The following is a 17,196-nucleotide window of genomic DNA, read 5'->3' as shown; positions in this document are numbered from 1 at the left end:
ACCGGAGGATTTCAGATGATGCGCGTCTTCATTGGGCTCTTGTTGGTTCTCAGCGCCTGCACCCATGTGGGGTATGACCGGGTGCCGCGCGGGACGTTCTCCGGCACGCTTCTGGTGGTGTGGACCGGGCCGAATGCGGACAGCTTTCTTGGCGATGGCGACTTCATCTATGTTCCCCTGATCGGGGACGAACTGACCTTTACGCGCGGCGAGCGCGCCATGGCCTCAGGTGGCAGCCGCATCATCCAGCCGGAGCCGTTCTATACCGATGGCGGATCGATCCCGCGCTCGGTCCAGTCCCTGCGCGGGTTCAACGCGTGGGGCTATGGGCCGGCCTATATCATCCATGACTGGCTGTTCGTTGCACGCAAATGCCTGAACGACGAAGCTGCGGGCCTGCCAGAAGCGGAAGTCACGCCCGAGATGCGCAAAATCCGCGACATGAGCTTTGCCGAAAGCGCGCGGGTCATGGCCGAAACCATCAAGACGCTGGTGCGGGACCATTCGGTGCAGGGCGGCGATACGCTGTCCGGCCCAGTCATTTCCGGTGTGACAGCCGGCCCGGTCTCGCACCGCTTGTGGAACGAAACTGGTGCCTGCAAGGGCCTTAGCGACGAGGACGCGCAATTGGTCAGGGAAATCCAGACAGGCACCAAGGGGCGCAGCCTGACCGCGCTTTTGTCCAGTTCGCGCGCGACCCCGCTGCGTTTGAGCCGCACGCGCGATGCGTTCCTTTACGGATATGTTAAGTTCTGAGCGGCGCAATGCCCCTAAACTGAGACAATTCGCATCTTGCCGGGATGCGGCGCCGCGCCCTATATGAATGGCAGCAACCTGCAATTGGCGGAGCCACCAAATGATGCGCGCACGAATCTACAAACCAGCCAAGACAGCCATGCAATCGGGCACTGCCAAGACGCATGAATGGGTGCTGGAATTCGCGCAAACCTCTGCCCGTGAAGTCGATCCGCTGATGGGTTGGACCTCGTCCAGCGACACGCAAACCCAAGTGCGGCTGACCTTCGACAGCAAGAAAGAGGCGTTGGATTACGCGCATGACCATGACATCGACGCGGTGGTGCAGGAACCCAAGCCACGCAAGATGAATATCCGCCCGCGCGGCTATGGCGAGAATTTCGCCACCGACCGGCGCGGCGTCTGGACCCACTAAACGCCCTGCCCGCCGATGGGCCCATCAATACCGCGCTTGCCTTGCCCGACATGCAAAGGCTTGCGATATCCGCCCGTTGAAGGCAGAAGATGGACAAGCGGTCCCTTAGCTCAACTGGATAGAGCAGCTGACTTCTAATCAGCAGGTTGAGGGTTCGAGTCCTTCAGGGATCGCCATTTTCGCAGGAACCGCCCGGCCATGCGATTCCGGGTCCGGCGCGCATGTGAATTTCGGGAAGACCCGTCACCTAAACGCCGACAAGCACCCTGCCGTCGATGCGATGCACCGCCGCCGCCGTGCCGTAGACCTCGCGTAGCATCGCCTCTGTCACGACATCTTGCGGTGCGCCCTGGGCGACGATGCCGCCATCCTTCATCGCCACGATCTCATTGGCATAGGCCGCCGCGTAATTGATATCGTGCAGGACGATCACGATGGTCCGCGCGTGGTGCTGTGCCAAATCCTGCAATGTCCGCATCAACCCCCGAGACGCCGCGATGTCGAGGTTGTTCAGCGGCTCGTCCAGCAAGATGTAATCCGTGTCCTGCGCAAAGATCATTGCCACCTGCGCGCGCTGCCGTTGCCCGCCGGACAAACTGTCCAAACGGCGCTCTGCAAGGGCCTGTAGCTCGAAGGTGGCCAAGGCGTCTTCGACCTTTTCGCGGTCCGCCGCCGTTGGACGCCCCTTGTGATAGGGATAGCGTCCAAACCCGACCAATTCCCGCACTGTCAGCAAAGGCGCGGCTTCGCTGGCTTGCGGCAGGATTGCCAGCCTGCGGGCCAGCACGTCGTTGGCGCAGGCGCCGATTTCCAGATCATCCACCATGATCCGCCCGCTCTGCATCGGGATCAGCCGCGCGATCAGCGAAAGCAGTGTCGATTTCCCTGCCCCGTTCGGTCCGATCAGTGCCTTCACCCCACCGGCATTCAGCGTCAGATCCACGCCGCGCAGAACGGGCGTTTCATCGCGATCATAGCTCAGGTCCGTGATGGTGATCATCGGGGTGTTCTCCGCAACAGCAGGGTCAGAAACACAAGACCGCCGAGCACATCGACGACCACGACAAGGGGGGTGCTGGACTGCAAGGCGCGCTCCAACACCAATTGCCCGCCGACCAGCGTGATGGCGGACACCAATCCGGCAGAGGGCAGCAAAACCGCATGGGACACGGTGGGGGTGATCTGCCGCGCGACGCTGACCACCAGAAGGCCAAGAAACGCCATTGGCCCGACCAGCGCTGTCGATACAGACACCAAGACCGACACAAGGATCAGCACTTGGAAGAGACCGCGCCTGGGGCTTTCGCCAAGACTGATTGCGGTCTGCTCGCCCAGCGCCAGTACATCGAGCCGGTGGCGCATATGCCACGCTGCCCCAAGCGCCGCCAAGGTAAGCGCACCCGCTAGCGCCAGCAGCGGCAACTCTACCCGCGCGAAACGCGCAAAGGAATTCGCTTGGACCACCATGAATTCGTTGGGATCGATGATGCGTTGCAGAAAGCTGGTAACCGAACGAAAAAGCCCGGCAAAGATGATGCCAGTCAGGATCATGCGGAACAGGTCGCTTCCGCCGCGTCTGAGCAATGTGCCAAACAGCGCCAAAGCCGCGCCCATCATCAGCACCGTATTGACGAGGAACTGCCCGATCGCTGGCAATTGCATGAAGCTTTGCCCGCCCAGAACGAAAATCAGCGCGGTGAGTGTCAGCAGGTAAAGCGCGTCGAACCCCATGACCGAGGGCGTCAGGATCGAATTGCGCGTGATGGTCTGGAACAGCACCGTGGCACTGGATACGGACAGCGCAACCAGCAGCATGGCGGCCAGCTTGTTGGCGCGGAACGGCAGCACAAAGCCCCAATTGCCACGCGCGCCCCACACCAGATAGAGCGCGATGCACAGGCACAGGCCAAGTGTCAAAAGCAGCAAACGCCTACCAAACATGGCGCTTTGCTCCATGCAACAGCCACAGGAACAGACCAGCGCCGATCGCACCGAACACGGTCCCCACCGGTATCTCGTAAGGATAGCGGATGATCCGCCCGAAGATGTCGCAGGCCAGAACAAGGGCCGCGCCGCTCATGGCTGTCAGGGGAAGGGTTCGGCGCAGATTGTCGCCCGCAAGCCGCGCCACGATATTCGGCACCACCAGACCGACGAAGGGGATCATGCCCACCGTCACAACGGTCAGCGCGGTGACGATGGAAATCGCCAGCAGCCCCAGCACCATCGTCTGCCTGTAATTGAGCCCCAGATTGATGCTGGCAGTCCGGCCCATTCCGATAATGGCGAATTGATCCGCCGCCAGATAGGCCAGCCCGGCGACCACGGCCACCAGCCAAATCAGTTCATACCGTCCCTGCAAAACACCGGAGAACTCGCCGTTCATCCAGATTTCCACGTATTGCAGCAGATCCGCCTGATAGGCGATGAATGTCACCACCGCGCCAAGAATGCCCCCATAAATCAGCCCGACTAGCGCCACCAGCAGGGGCTGGACCGGCGGCAAGCGTTGCACGATGGCCAGAAATCCTACGGCCGCCCCCAGCGCGGTTATCGACGCCAGCAGCATCTTCACCAGGATCGATGCCCCCGGCGCGAAAAGCGTGACCAGCAGAATGCCAAGCGCCGCCCCTTGCCCCGTTCCCGCTGTCATCGGCTCCACAAAGCGGTTGCGGACCAGCATCTGCATGATCGCACCGCTCACTGCCAAGGCACCGCCCGAGATCACGACAGCAATGGTGCGCGGCCCCCGGCTGACCACAAGCAAGTCAATCGCGCCCGGCTCGGACCACAGGGCGGCCCAAGACAGGTCGATCACCCCGACAAAGAGCGAGATGATCGACAAAGCGACAAGCATACCTGCAAGGGCCAGCGCCATGGCTTCAGCCCCCGACCAAGGCGGCGTTGATTTCGTCCAGCGTCAGGGTCATCGACTGGATGCCGCCGCCCGCGATATAGATCGGCGCGGCGCTCAAATGCACGATATGCCCGGTCTTCCAGGCGGTTGTCTCGTGCACCAAGGCATTGTCCAACGTCGCCCGCGCGCCCTGGCTTTGCTGCCCGATCGCCGCCATACGGTCGATCACCAGAAGGATGTCCGGGTTGGCTTCGCGGATGAACTCAAAGCTGATCGCCTCGCCATGGTTGGTCATCTGCACGCCATCCACCGCTTCGGGCAGTCCAAGCGCCTCATGCAGCCAGCCAAAGCGCCCCGCCGCACCGTAGGCGCTGATTTTCGGCCCGTTGGTCATCACGATCAGCGCCGTGCCCTTGCCCGCCAACGCCTGCCGGGTGGCGGCCAGTTTCGCCTCGAACTCTGCGGTCAGCGCGGCGGCCGCGCCCTCTTTGCCGAACAGTTTGCCATAGGCGGCCAGCCGGGCAAGCCCGTCGCCAATCGTGTTCTGCGAAATCGTCATATCCAGCGTCGGTGCAATGCGCGCCAATTCAGGCACCTGTTCGGAACTGCGCCCGCCGGCGATAATCAAATCCGGCTGCAACGCGAAGAGCGCCTCGAAGTCCGGCTCAAAAAGCGATCCGACAGCCTCGGTCCCGGCGGCAGCCTCTTCCAGATAGGACAGGAACACGGGCCGGACGAGGCCCACGGGCTGCACACCAAGCGCGGCCAGACTGTCGAACGCCGCCAGATCGAACACCGCCACTTTTTCCGGCGCGGCGGGCGCTTCGACCACGCCTTGAGATGTCTCGATGCGGACCGTGTCTGCCAGTGACGGGGCCGCGAATAACAGCGCCATCAGGCTGAGGATTCTGATCATGGATGTGTACCTTTCTTGATTTGTGACGCCGGGAAAAGCAGGTATTTACCAGCCCGGACGACCGGCGTAGGGATGGGTGAAATCATGCATTTGGAGACAACCCCATGCCGAAAATCACCGGGTATTATCGAACCGAGAACGCCTCTAAGTACTTGCAACAATTGTGCAAACACTTCGCCCACAAGGTCGAGACGTCCTATGATGCGCAAAAGGGTTGGGTCGCTTTCGACATGGGCAAAGCCCACCTGTCCGCCGATGCCGAAGGCCTGACCGTCACCTCCGAGATCAGCGATCCCGCCAAGGTGCCGATGCTGCATAACGTAATCGACCGGCACCTTGAGACATTCGCCTTTCGCGAAGAGGTCAAGACCATGGATTGGACTGCCGAATAAGCCGCCCAACGACGCGAAACCCGACGCCCTGATGGGCGCCGGGGTCAGGTCAAACCAAGGTTTCGACCATGGATCAAACATGGGTCAAAACAGGATCTCTGCACTTAGCCGGATAGAGCGGCCCGGCTCGTATAGCGGCTCCACTACGCCGACGAATTCCTGCCCATAGGTGGCACGGCTGACATATTGCGCGTCGAAGATGTTGTTCACCTCTGCGCGCAGCGTCAGGTTGTCCATCCGCTTTGGCGAATACTCCATGAAGGCGTTGGCGACGGTATATCCGTCGATCTCTGGCCCGCGTCCGCCGGTGGTTTCGTCATAGGTATCGTCGAAATCCAAGGCGACCTGCAAATCGCCGCCCAGCAGCAAGCCATTGTCCAGACGGTGCGCGACCTGGAATGTCAGGAAATCACCCATCGGCATGGTCAGATAGTTGCCGGTATAGGAATCCGCCGCGCGCCCGTTGATGCTGGTATCGATCCGCGCGAAACCGGCACGGAAGAACCCGTTTTCCCATGCGGTGCCGACGCCGATCTCGAACCCGCGCGATTCCACATCCACCGATAGTCCGGGGCCGCCGCCATAGCTGGCCGCGCGCGCATCGTCGATATTCGTGCCAAAGACCTTGCCGTCGATCACCCACGCCCCGACGCTGTAGCTTGCGGCGAGATACAGGTTATCCGCCGTTGTCGGATCGATCCCATCGGTTGGGTAGGTCCATGCGGAGTTGAGAATGTAGTTCTCCGCCAGCTCCAGCCCGCCCCAGACATGGGAATACCCGGCACTGATCGTCAGCGCATCGGTCAGGTCATATTCGCCCGAGACGTTGCCCGAAACACCGGATTCCAACTGGGTCGATCCATCCGTTCCCTCGAAATGCTGAAAATCGGCACGCCCCCCGAAGGACAGGCGCGTTCGGTTATCCGGCTCCATCCGGACCTGCGCGAACACACCGACATTGCGCAGCTTTTCGCTTGTGTGATCGACCGGCGCGGTGCTGGACAGATCGTCATATTCCAGATCGCCCTCGTCTGAATAGAAATCGACACCCGCATTGACCTCGCCCCAGCCAAGCTGGAACCGGTTGGAAAATTCGCCGCTGAAGCTGGCCGTTTCACCCCGGATCGACTGATTGGTGGTCAGATCGCTTTCATCGTTGAACAGCTCCGTCCCGCTATAGGCCAGACGCGCGGTCGGGTTCCACACCGCGGTGGGGGTCGTGTCGCTGTAGCTGAGCACGAGATTGGTGCGGTCCAATTCATAGGGGCGGGTCGAAGGCAAAGGACGCCCGACAAGGATTGCACCGATATTGGCGCGATAGGGCCGGTTTTCATCGTCGATCACGCGCTCATACGACAGTTCGATCCGGTCGCCGGATTTCGCCTCATACGCGACTTTGCCAAGCCCGCTCAGCAGATCGGTGCCCGACCCAATGATATCCGCGCCATGCCCGTCTTCGCGTAGCCCGCCATCGGCGGTCTTGAAGAAGCCAAGATACTCGAACCCGCCCTGACGGCCAAACATCGTCAGGTTATGCGACGTGATATCGCCATTGCTGTCATATTCGACCTTGTAGCGCCCGCCAGCGGTCTGGCCGTCGGACAGCAGATCGCTGGCATCCATCGTCTCATAGGCCAAGGCGCCGCCCAGCGCCCCCGGCCCCGCATCCGCCGGGGCAACGCCGGGATCGACCCGCGCCGCTTTCAGCAAAGCCGGGTCGATCAGCGTGGTCGTGTTGTGGTGGAACACCTTGTTGTTCTGCCGCGCCCCATCGATCGAAATGGCCAGATTGTTCTCTTCGATCCCGTTCACATAGACCTTCTGTGACATGGGAATGGAACTGCCGACCGCGATGGTCGGCTCGGCCACGAACAACTCCGACAGATCGGCGGGATTGCTCAGCGCCAAGCCTTCGCTGGTGACAGAGATGGCGTCCTCTTTCATCCCCGGCACGGATGGCATTTCCAGAACGATTGTTCCCAGAAACGCATCCTCTTCCATGCTTTGCGCCGCACTGGCACCGGGAATGATCCCGGCGGCCAGATAGGCAATGGCGTGTGTCTTTCTCACGGGTCATTCTCCCTCGAAAATTCTGTGTGGCGGCCGGCAGATCGATCTGCACGCATCCCGCCCTTTGGACCGAAAAGCGCGCACCGCCCCCCGTAGAAAGGGGCGGTGCCGTGTTGCTTAGAATTTGATGGAGGCCGTCAGGCTGACGGTTCGGCCCGGTTCGTTCAGTTGGACGACCCGGCTGCTATCAAGCCCGTCGGAACTGCGCACTGCGAAGGTCTCGTCGAACAGGTTGTACACATCCAGACGCACTTTCAGATTGTCCATCTGGCGCGGCTTGTATTCGGCATAGACGCTCACGACCTCATATCCCGGCAGTTCGATCGAGGTGTCGTCATTTTCCAGCGCGATCTGGGCGGTGCCGCCAAGGCGCAGTTCCTCGGACACGTCATAGCCCGCTTCCAGCCCGAAGATATGACCAACCGGACGCCCCAGATAATACGCGGTCGTGGCCACTGTGTCGTCGTTGGCTTCGACATCGGCATAGGTGTAGTTCAGCGTGGCAAAGCCGCGTGTGCCGACAAAGCTGATGGACCCGTCAAAGCCTCGCGATCTGAGATCCGTCAACGCGCCCCGCGCGCCGCTGGTGGGCAGAACGGCAGCAATATCCGTGATATCGGTATCGAACAGCGCCGCTTTCGCCGCCCACGGACCGTTTTCATACCGCACACCAAGACGCAGCGCCTTTGCACGCGACGTGGTGAAGTCCGAATAGTCCCAAGCAGTGCCGTAGTTGACCAGCGCGGCCTCACCCAGTTCGTAGCCGCCCCAAGTGGATGCGGCCCCGGCGTTCAGCGTCCAGTTGTCGTTCAGCACCAAATCGACAGAGCCATTGACGCTCAGCCCGCTGTCATCGAAGTCCGACCCGTCAGCGCCATCGAACGACGCCCAGTCATAGCGCGCCCCGTAAGAGACTGAGACCCGGTCCGTCAGATCCTGCCGCGCCTGTGCGAAGATGCCGATATTGGTCAGCTCTTCGCGCCCGCTGGATGCGCGCGGGCTGACTGTGTTGTCATAGCCTTCGGCGCTTTCGTTGAAGAAATCGAGCCCGACATTCAGCGTGCCATTGCCCAGATCGAACTCATTGCGCGCCACGCCGCTGAAGCTTTTGTTGACGCCGTAAAGGTTGCCGACATCCATCGCCTGCTCGTTATAGCTCAGCTGGACATAGGGGGCGAAGATGCCTGTGGGCTGCTCGTCCTCATAGGTGAAGGTATAGGATTTCCGCTGCGAGAACGCGGCATACAGAACCGTATCGCGGCCGACGACTCCGGCGAAATCCGGGCGGATGAACCCGCCTTGTGACGCGCGCAGGCCGGAATCGGTTGTTTGCGATGCCGAGAAGCTAAGCCGTTTGCCGGTTTCCGTCGTATAGGCGAACTTGGCGATATAGTCCGTCAGGTCCGCAGCCGTGCCGACGACCGTGGCACCCGAACCATCGTCGTAATCCTCGCCCGTGGCGCGCGTGCCGCTTAGCAGATATTCGAAGCCGCCGGTTTGCCCGAACGCGGTCAGCGTGTTGCGGAAGCCCTGCCCGTTGCTGCCATAGGACAGCGTATACATCCCGCCAAAGGGATCGCTCGGCTCCAGAAGGTCGCGCGCGTCCTTGGTGGTATAGCTGATGGACCCGGCCAGCGCACCGGCCCCTTGATCCGCCGGTGCCAGACCCGCGCTGACTTCGACCGATTTCAGCAAGGCCGGATCGATCAGAACGTTGCCCGCATGGTGGAATGCCGATTTGTTCTGCCGCGCCCCATCGATCGTGACCGATAGCAGGCTTTCTTCGATCCCGTTGACGAACACCTTTTGCGCGATGGGCGCACCGCCACTGGCCGTGATCGAAGATTCGCCCGCGAACACGTCCGCAATGGACGACGCCGACCGCTGTTCGATCTCTTCTGTGGTGATTTCGTCATTGCCAAGCACCGCCTGTGCATTGGCGCTTTGAATACGGATCGTCCCCAAATCCAAAGGCGCATCATCTTGCGCGGACGCAAGCGTGGCCACTGAACATGTAAGAACTGAGAGCGCGAGGCGACTCGCCGCAGTTTTCGTGTCCATCGTCCATTCCCTAACAACTGTTATTCGCTTGCTAAGAAGGGACAGGCCGTCCGGCTCGCTATTTCGGCGCTTAGTTACCTATTTTTGTCGGGTATAAAAGTGGAAAGGCACCAACACGCGCATACGGAAGGCGAATCTGTGGCGATTGGAACACAGGGAATGCCCTGCCGAGGGCAAATGCCCGCGCTGCGGGCATGTCAGGCGGTGCCGACCGGTACGCTGTCGGGCCTCATGTCATCGGGGCGGCTGGCAAGGTATCCTTCTAGACGCGCCCGGATTTCGGTGGCTTCGGGCATGTCGAACAGGTTGTGCATCTCGTCCGGATCGGCCTGTAGATCGTAAAGCTCCCCCGCGCCGGAATTGAGATCGACGGTCAGCTTGTGGGTACAGGTCCTGACGGTCCGCAATTCCAGCGCAACGCCGACACGGCCAGGCAACAACCCCCATTCGTTCAGTGCGAAATCGCGCGTGGCATCGGGCGTTTCGAACAATGGCCGCAGGCTTTCACCATGCATCTGGTGCAGCGGCCTCGCCTCTCCATAATCCAGAAACGTCGGTGCCAGATCCAGCGTCGAGACAGGCTGATCCACCGCGGCGCCAGCCCGCACCCCCGGCCCGCGCACGATCATCGGTACGCGCAACAGCCCTTCATAATGCATTGGACCCTTCAGAATCAGGCCGTGATCGCCCAGCCAGTCGCCATGATCCGAGATATAGATCACGATCGTATTCTCATCGATCCCGGCCTCCTGAAGCGCGATCATCAACCGCCCGACCTGATGGTCGATGAAGGAAATCTGCCCATAGGTATTGGCGATGATTTCCCGCAGCTGCGCGTCGGTCTGCGGCGGGATACGGCTATACGCCTTGCGCAGATCGGCGAATTTTGGGTCCGCTGGCTCGTTCTCCATCGCGGCCTTGTGCCACCATGGCTTGCCCTCGAAGTCACGCGTCCGGTTCCGGGGCAAATCCACCTCGTCCGGGTCATGCAGCCGCGACCAGGGCTCCGGGCAATCGAACGGGTGATGCGGGTCCGGAAAGCTGACCCAGGTGCAGAAGGGTTTCTGCCTATCGCGCCCGTGTTTGAGCCAGTCAATCGCGCGGTCCGCTGTCCAGGGCGTGTTGTGCCATGCCACCGGAAGCCGCGAATGCCATGTCTGCGCTGCGCCCTTGGTGTCGCCCGCATTTTCCCACATCAGCCTGGTCTTCTCATCGCCCCGCCCGTCCATGTGGTAAAACCGTTCGTAATGCTGACCTGCCGGCGGCTTTTCCGGTGCCCACCAGTTATGGCCGACAAGCATCAACTCGACATGCTGGAACCCCATATAGGGGCCATACCAATCCGCATCATATTGCGTGGAAGAGCGCAGGCATTCCGGCGTCCCCGTAGGCTCATAGGTGTGATAGGTCGAAAAATGAGCCTTGCCGAAATAGCTGGTCTGATACCCTGCCGCACTCATGGCACCGGCAAAGCCCTTTTGCCCGACCTCTGGATCCAGATCGATCCCGTTGTCATGCACGCCGTGGGTTCGGCACAGCTGCCCGGTCAGGATCGAGGCGCGCGCAGGCTGACACACCACTGTCGGCGTGATGCAGCCGGTAAAATGCGCCCCCTCTGCCGCGAGTTGATCGAGATGTGGCGTCTTGACCTTGCGCCCCATGAACCCGAGGCAATCGGCACGCTGCTGGTCAGAGGAAATCAACAGGATATTGGGGCGGCTCATGGTTTGATTTCCGTTGGTTTGCGAATGGCAAGGACAAGAACCAAAAGGGTCAACCCGACAAGAACTGCGGCGATGGGATTGGTGAACAGGAACCACGGATCACCGCCAGTTGCGGCAAAGGCCTGCCGCGCGGTTTCTTCCAGTTTGTCGCCAAGGATAAATGCGATGACGAAGGGCAGCGGCGACATGCCCACCCGGCGCATGAGATACCCCAAAAGGCCGAAGCCAATCGCGGCCCACATGGCGGACAAACGCGTTTCCTGCACATAGATTGCGGTCAGCGTCAGCATCAGAACAACGGGCAGCAACAGGTGCTTGGGCACGCGCGCCATCACGCCCACCACCCGCATGAACGCGCCGCCGATCGTCCAGTTGAACAGGTTCGCGATCATCATGATGGTGAACAGCCCGAAGGCCATGACCAGTTCGGGGTTCACGGTATCGGTGGTGAACTTGAAGACCGTTGGACCAGGGTTGAAGCCGCCGATACTCTCGGTCGCGAGGATCAGGAACACCGCCGCCGCATTGCCGGGGATTCCAAGGCTTAGCACCGGGATCATGTTCGCGCCGGAAACGGATGAATTGGCCGCCTCGGTCGCGGCAATCCCTTCGGCGGCACCTTGCCCGAATTGCGTGGCCTCCGGCCGCTTTGCCGCGTGCCGGCGTGCGCTGGACCCATAGCCCATCGTCGCCGCAAGCGTGGACCCGATCCCCGGCAACGCGCCGATGGCCGTGCCAATCACCGCAGACCGCCCGATATACGGCAGCAGCTTACGGATATCGGACCAACGCAGCGACTGATCCGCGGCTTGCGTTGGCGCCTGCGTTTCGCGGGTATTGCGCCGATCCTGCCAGAGATCGTCTAGCGATTTGAACACTTCGCCAAGGACCAGCACGCCCAGTACAGAGGTCGCGATGGGAAAGCCCTGCGCCAACGCCTGCGTTCCCATGGACAGGCGCGGGTAGAAATCTTCGCCCGTGCCGATGAACACGGCCAAAAGCCCCAACCCCATGGAGATTACGCCCTTCCCCACCGATCCGCCGACGACGGACGCGATGAAGCCAAGCGAAAAGATCAGCAGAGCCGTCTTTTCCGGCAGATCCAGATAAGCCTCGACCAGCAGGGCAAGAAACGGCGCGGTCAGGATCAGAACGATGTCCGAAAACGTATCCCCTGTCGCAGATGAAAAATGCGCGATCTTAAGCGCCTTCTTGGCGTAACCGGCGCGCGTCATCGGGTATCCGTCCAGCGTCGTCATATAGGAATCCGGCGTGCCGGGCGTGTTGAACAGGATTGCGGGAACCGCCCCGCCAATTGTCGCGCCCTTCATGACGCCGATGAGGAACCCCATCACGGGCAGCAGCGCATCGGGCGAAAACCCAAAGACAGAGATCAGGATCGGCAGCGAAATCGCCATCGCCATGGGACCGGCCAGCCCCGGCGTTGCACCCACCGCGATGCCCAGCAGGAACCCCGAAAGCACCATCACGATGGTCATCGAAATGGCCACGCCAAACAGGCTGAACGCCTCCGGCCCCTGGAACACAGCCAGTATCCCCAGCCAGATATAGTCGAAGACCGTCATTCACACATCGCCATTGGGCGGCAACAGCAGATTATCGAACGGCCAGTCGAAAACCGCGATCATTGCCAAACTCGCGCCAAGGCCGACAAGCAGCGCCTGCAAGGTCAGACGCCCTTGTACGGCCGAAATCAGTGCGGCAATCACGAAGGTGCATCCGGCGACGAAGCCAAGATATTTCCAAGGCGCGGTATCGCGCAGCGGGCGGTAGTCCAGATCCTGACCGGTAAAGGTGTTCGCCACCCAGACCGCCGCCGGACCGGTCCACCGCATCAGCGCAAAGCCGACCGCAAAGCAGACCAGCAGCAGGGCTATGAACCAAAGGTTCGCCCCGGAAAGCGATCCCGATGGGACACGCTCGCCGCCGATCAGGAGTATCAGCGCGCCCAGACCGATCACACCTGCGGCCACGGTTGGGGCCAGACTGTCCCCGATCGTCACCCTGCGCCGGACCTGTTCGATCAGCCCGGTATCCACATCCATCGGAATCCAGATCACCACCATCACCACGGCAATGGCAAGGCAGACAAGCGCGACAGACCGGTTCGCGCGAGACCCGCGCTTTGGATCATCCAATGGATTAACCCCTTGGGTTCGTGTGGCCCCACACCACGGCGGACAGGGCCAGCTCAGGATTACTCGGACGCGGCGTCCAGCAATGCACCGGCAGAGCTGTAACCGCCCGCCACAAGTGCATCAAGTTCCGCCCCCTTAAAGACAGTCGCGCCGCCGAACGCGCTATCGATCAGGGCACCCGCCTTGGTCGATGTATCGGATGCAACACTGCCAATGGCATCGGCAAGGGCCGTGCGCGCCTTTTCCGGCATGTCAGCCGGACCGATGAAAAGGAAATAGCCATCGGCGACGAAATCAACGCCCAGATCCGCCATGGTCGGCGCTTCCGGCGTTTGGTCCAGCGGCTTCGACAATGCAGAGGCAAGGTTCACAAGATCCCCTGACGCGACACCTTTGCGCTGGATACCCGCCATGAAACCGATATCCATATCGCCGGCATTCACGCCATCCATCACGGCCCGCCCACCGCGCACCTGCACGATGTTGAACTCCACATCATTCGCCTTGCCCAGCAAATAAGCCAGATCGGACAGCTTGGGGGACATCGTGCCAAAGCGGATATCTTCGCCCGCCTTCGCCGCCGCCACGACGTCGGCAAAGCTGGTCCAGCCTTTGGAGGACGCCGCGACAACCGCCATCTGGAAACCCGCTGTCGTCACGATGGGGGTGAACTGATCGGGCGTCATGCCCGCATTGGCCGCGGCCATATTGTAGCCAAGCGTCTCGGTGACGACCATGCCGATCACACTGCCGTCATTCGGCTCATCCTTGATCGCAGCCGCAAGGTTCAGCCCCCCCTTGCCGGTCACTTGTTCCGGGATGAACTGCCAGCCCAGCTTCTCTTCCAGCGCCTCGGCCACAAGCCGTGCCTGCGTATCCGCCCCGCCACCTGCCGAGAAGGCAATCATCAGCTTCACCGGACCGGGCGGCGCCCAATCAGCGGCCTGCGACGCGGACCCGATCACCAACGCGGACAGGGCAGCTGCAACTGTTTTCATCAAGTTTTTCATTCTGTGCTCTCCTTGGCACGAATTTCCCCCTCAAAAGAGGTAAGCTCGGTTGATCCGTCAACAATGAAAGTTGACGCGCCCTTGTTCGGTTGTCACCATGCTTCGACCCACGGAGAGGCGCATGGACGGCAAACTCAAAGACCAGTATCTGCAGGATCAACTTCCGATTCATAGGTTTATTTCCTATAGGGTGTTGCGCCTGCATTCCAAACTGAACGCACAGGCAGCGCGGATTTTGAAGGAAACCTGCGGCCTGTCGCTGGCACAATGGCGTGTTGTTGCGGTCGTTGCGACAGAAGACGGCATTACGCCGTCGAAAATCAGCCGCTTCAGTCAGATGGATAAGGGTCAATTGTCCCGCTGTGTCAAAGCGCTGGTCGATAGCGGCCTGATGGTCACACGTGACGACCCGGCGGATCAACGCATCCAGCATTTGAGCCTGACGGCAAAAGGGCACGAGATTCACGAGCGTACATTGCCCCGTATGCTCAATCGGCAGGATCGTTTGCTGCTTGGCCTGTCGGATGTCGAGCGAGAAGTGATCTTTTCCGCCTTCGACAAGCTGGAAGTGATCGCGGACGCTGCGGACGACCCCGCAGACGAGTGATGCCCGACCGCATCGCGCGGCGCAGCGGCACAAACGTCCTTGTTATCAATTCGAACAAACACCAGGCGCGTGGCACACGCTTTGCCCACGCCATTATACCGTCACCGATCTGCGCGCCTGACGTGATCCCGCCGCAGAAAACGTAAACGCCCCTCACGCCCTTCAAACCTGCCCGCCCCCCGGAAGGAGGGGCCGCCGGTTTCACCGGATATGTCTGCAAAGTCGACTGGACCGCCCTCCCCCGCGATGGGCTTCGCACGTATTGCGCGCTTGCGGACCCAAAACTGACATACTACCATTCCAGTTAGAGTTTGCGGGTTTAGGGAGGATAAAACCGTGACAAATTTCCCAAGGGTCGACGCCGATGAAGGCGTCACACGGCAGGTCTTGGCGGACCACGCCACCATGATGATGGTGTCATTCCAGTTTCAGGAAGGTGCCAGCGGCAAGCTGCACAGCCACCCGCATGTGCAATCCACCTATGTCAAATCCGGCGCGTTCCGCTTCACGATGGGCGAGAAGCAATTCGACGTGGGTGCCGGGGACAGCTTTATCATTCCCTCGGGGGTTACCCATGGCTGCGTCTGCCTTGCGCCGGGCGAGTTGATCGACTGTTTCACCCCCCGCCGCGACGACTTTTTGTGAAAGGCCACACCATGCTTACTGTCGAAATTCGTCACGCCGTCAGCCAGAATGAAACGCGCGGTATGGACACCACGGCGCTGCGCAGCGCCTTTCACGCGCCGGGACTGTTCGCCAAGGGCGAAGCGCGGCTGGTCTACACCCATTACGATCGCATGATCGTCGGCGGCATTTGGGCCGGGGATGCCGCCCTCGTGCTGGATGAGGTCAAACCCTGCGGCACGGCCTCCATTCTCGACCGGCGAGAGATCGGCATCCTGAATATCGGCGCGCCCGCCACTGTTTCGGCCAATGGTGTCGATTACCAGTTGGCCAAGGGCGACATCCTTTATCTGGGCAAGGGCGAAGGCCCGATCACCTTCGCGGCAGGCGGCAGGTTCTATATAGTGTCGACCCCAGCGCATCAGCCCTTGCCAGCCAAGCTGGTAACGATGAAGGACGCCGCGCAGCTAAAGCTTGGATCGGCGGAGACCGCGAATGACCGCACGCTCTACCAGTTCATCCACCCCGCCGTCATGGAAAGCTGTCAATTGGTGATGGGATATACCGTGCTGCATGGCGGTTCTGTCTGGAACTCGATGCCGACGCACACCCATGACCGCCGGATGGAGGCGTATTTCTACTTCGACATGGAGGAACCCAACCGCGTGTTCCACATGATGGGCGAACCGGATGAAACACGGCACATCGTCATGAAAAGCGAAGAGGCCGTAATCTCGCCCCCGTGGTCGATCCACTGCGGCTGCGGCACCGGCAGCTATACGTTTTGCTGGGCCATGGCAGGCGACAATGTCGATTTCACCGATGTGGACCCGGTCGCATTGGAGGAATTGCGATGAAGGCCTTTGATCTGACGGGCAAGACTGCCCTTGTCACCGGGGCCAATACCGGGATCGGTCAGGCCATCGCCATTGGTCTGGGCGAGGCCGGGGCGCATGTGATTTGCGCCGCCCGGCGGGCGTGCGACGAAACTCTGTCGCGCATCGACAGCGGCGCGCATCTGGCGCTCGACCTCTCGGACCCGATGGCCGCGAGGGATGTCTTTGCTGACCAGCATATCGATATTTTGATCAACAATGCCGGGATCATCCGGCGGGAGGACAGTATCGCCTTTTCGGAAGCCGATTGGGATGACGTGATGGATGTGAACCTCAAGGCGGTGTTCTTCACCTGTCAGGCCTTCGCCAAAGCGGTACTGGCCCGTTCTGGTTCCGGGAAGCCTGGCACCGGGAAGATCGTGAACATCGCATCCCTTCTGTCCTTTCAGGGCGGCATTCGCGTGCCGTCCTATACCGCGTCAAAGCATGGGGTGGCGGGGGTGACGAAAATCCTCGCGAATGAATGGGCGGCTCAAGGGATCAACGTGAACGCGATTGCGCCGGGCTATATCGCCACCAACAATACCGAAGCCCTGCGCGCCGATGCGGCGCGGAACGCGGCCATTCTTGAACGCATTCCGGCTGGACGCTGGGGCGATGCGGCAGATATCGCGAATACCGCTGTCTACCTTTCGGCACCCGCGTCGGATTACGTCCATGGCGCGGTCCTGAATGTCGATGGAGGTTGGCTGGCACGCTGACCCCGGGC

General features: G+C 60.9%; 17 protein-coding genes and 1 tRNA gene. 8 read left to right on the top strand and 10 right to left on the bottom strand.

Going from position 1 to position 17,196, the window contains the following annotated elements; all coding sequences use genetic code 11:
• Nucleotides 1-15: 15 nt before the first annotated feature.
• The 3 genes from E4Z66_RS06980 to E4Z66_RS06970 all read left to right on the top strand — a co-directional run bounded on the left by E4Z66_RS06980 (nt 16) and on the right by E4Z66_RS06970 (nt 1,347).
• Nucleotides 16-756: a DUF1353 domain-containing protein gene (locus tag E4Z66_RS06980; RefSeq protein ID WP_136462289.1), complete on the top strand. Its 741-nt coding sequence runs from the start codon at nt 16-18 to the stop codon at nt 754-756.
• Nucleotides 757-859: 103 nt separating this feature from the next.
• On the top strand, nt 860-1,171 hold the full coding sequence (locus E4Z66_RS06975; protein ID WP_136463047.1) for an ETC complex I subunit: 312 nt from the start codon (nt 860-862) through the stop codon (nt 1,169-1,171).
• A 99-nt stretch (nt 1,172-1,270) separates the two neighbouring features.
• Nucleotides 1,271-1,347: transfer RNA gene (locus E4Z66_RS06970), tRNA-Arg, on the top strand.
• A 71-nt stretch (nt 1,348-1,418) separates the two neighbouring features.
• On the opposite strand, the gene E4Z66_RS06965 is transcribed toward E4Z66_RS06970, so the two are convergent.
• Genes E4Z66_RS06965 through E4Z66_RS06950 form a run of 4 tightly spaced genes read right to left on the bottom strand, consistent with a single transcriptional unit; the run spans nt 1,419 to nt 4,944 of the window.
• Nucleotides 1,419-2,171: an iron ABC transporter ATP-binding protein gene (locus E4Z66_RS06965; protein WP_136462288.1), complete on the bottom strand. Its 753-nt coding sequence runs from the start codon at nt 2,169-2,171 to the stop codon at nt 1,419-1,421.
• The gene (locus E4Z66_RS06960) at nt 2,168-3,112 is read right to left on the bottom strand and encodes an iron chelate uptake ABC transporter family permease subunit (protein ID WP_136462287.1); all 945 of its coding nucleotides are present in this window, start codon (nt 3,110-3,112) and stop codon (nt 2,168-2,170) included. The genes E4Z66_RS06965 and E4Z66_RS06960 overlap by 4 nt, the downstream gene beginning before the upstream one ends.
• A complete protein-coding gene (locus E4Z66_RS06955) occupies nt 3,102-4,049 on the bottom strand; it encodes an ABC transporter permease (RefSeq protein WP_136462286.1) in 948 nt (315 codons plus the stop codon). The genes E4Z66_RS06960 and E4Z66_RS06955 overlap by 11 nt, the downstream gene beginning before the upstream one ends.
• Before the next feature lie 4 nt (nt 4,050-4,053).
• Nucleotides 4,054-4,944, bottom strand: a complete 891-nt coding sequence (locus E4Z66_RS06950) for a siderophore ABC transporter substrate-binding protein (protein ID WP_136462285.1) — start codon at nt 4,942-4,944, stop codon at nt 4,054-4,056.
• Between the two features lie 104 nt (nt 4,945-5,048).
• Here E4Z66_RS06950 and E4Z66_RS06945 point away from each other — a divergent pair, with 104 nt between their 5' ends.
• Nucleotides 5,049-5,336, top strand: a complete 288-nt coding sequence (locus tag E4Z66_RS06945; RefSeq protein ID WP_136462284.1) for a DUF2218 domain-containing protein — start codon at nt 5,049-5,051, stop codon at nt 5,334-5,336.
• A gap of 84 nt (nt 5,337-5,420) precedes the next feature.
• Here the strand turns inward: E4Z66_RS06945 and E4Z66_RS06940 are convergent, their stop codons facing one another.
• From E4Z66_RS06940 to E4Z66_RS06915, 6 genes are all read right to left on the bottom strand, one after another.
• Complete coding sequence (locus tag E4Z66_RS06940; protein WP_136462283.1) at nt 5,421-7,406, bottom strand: TonB-dependent receptor; 1,986 nt, start codon at nt 7,404-7,406, stop codon at nt 5,421-5,423.
• Nucleotides 7,407-7,523: 117 nt separating this feature from the next.
• Entirely contained in the window at nt 7,524-9,467 is a 1,944-nt protein-coding gene (locus E4Z66_RS06935) for a TonB-dependent receptor domain-containing protein (RefSeq protein WP_136462282.1), read from the bottom strand.
• Between the two features lie 197 nt (nt 9,468-9,664).
• Nucleotides 9,665-11,191, bottom strand: coding sequence for a sulfatase-like hydrolase/transferase (locus tag E4Z66_RS06930; RefSeq protein ID WP_136462281.1), 1,527 nt, complete (start codon nt 11,189-11,191; stop codon nt 9,665-9,667).
• Entirely contained in the window at nt 11,188-12,777 is a 1,590-nt protein-coding gene (locus E4Z66_RS06925; RefSeq protein ID WP_136462280.1) for a tripartite tricarboxylate transporter permease, read from the bottom strand. The genes E4Z66_RS06930 and E4Z66_RS06925 overlap by 4 nt, the downstream gene beginning before the upstream one ends.
• Nucleotides 12,778-13,350 (bottom strand): hypothetical protein, encoded by a 573-nt coding sequence (locus E4Z66_RS06920; RefSeq protein WP_136462279.1) that lies wholly within the window; start codon nt 13,348-13,350, stop codon nt 12,778-12,780.
• A gap of 59 nt (nt 13,351-13,409) precedes the next feature.
• Entirely contained in the window at nt 13,410-14,360 is a 951-nt protein-coding gene (locus E4Z66_RS06915) for a Bug family tripartite tricarboxylate transporter substrate binding protein (protein ID WP_136462278.1), read from the bottom strand.
• A gap of 121 nt (nt 14,361-14,481) precedes the next feature.
• Between E4Z66_RS06915 and E4Z66_RS06910 the strand changes: the two genes are divergently transcribed.
• The 4 genes from E4Z66_RS06910 to kduD all read left to right on the top strand — a co-directional run bounded on the left by E4Z66_RS06910 (nt 14,482) and on the right by kduD (nt 17,188).
• Nucleotides 14,482-14,967: a MarR family winged helix-turn-helix transcriptional regulator gene (locus E4Z66_RS06910; RefSeq protein ID WP_168797741.1), complete on the top strand. Its 486-nt coding sequence runs from the start codon at nt 14,482-14,484 to the stop codon at nt 14,965-14,967.
• 336 nt (nt 14,968-15,303) lie between these two features.
• Nucleotides 15,304-15,612 (top strand): cupin domain-containing protein, encoded by a 309-nt coding sequence (locus tag E4Z66_RS06905; protein ID WP_136462276.1) that lies wholly within the window; start codon nt 15,304-15,306, stop codon nt 15,610-15,612.
• Nucleotides 15,613-15,623: 11 nt separating this feature from the next.
• Complete coding sequence (gene kduI, locus E4Z66_RS06900; protein WP_136462275.1) at nt 15,624-16,448, top strand: 5-dehydro-4-deoxy-D-glucuronate isomerase; 825 nt, start codon at nt 15,624-15,626, stop codon at nt 16,446-16,448.
• Nucleotides 16,445-17,188 carry a 2-dehydro-3-deoxy-D-gluconate 5-dehydrogenase KduD gene (gene kduD / locus E4Z66_RS06895; protein WP_136462274.1) on the top strand — a complete coding sequence of 248 codons (744 nt, stop codon included), beginning with the start codon at nt 16,445-16,447 and terminating at the stop codon, nt 17,186-17,188. Before kduI ends, kduD begins: the two co-directional genes overlap by 4 nt.
• Nucleotides 17,189-17,196: the final 8 nt, after the last annotated feature.

This window comes from Aliishimia ponticola, from assembly GCF_004803475.1.
In the GTDB taxonomy this organism is placed as follows: Bacteria; Pseudomonadota; Alphaproteobacteria; order Rhodobacterales; family Rhodobacteraceae; genus Aliishimia; species Aliishimia ponticola.
The sequence above is the reverse complement of the archived record's forward strand: the minus strand, read 5'-3'. Positions and strand labels throughout refer to the sequence as shown.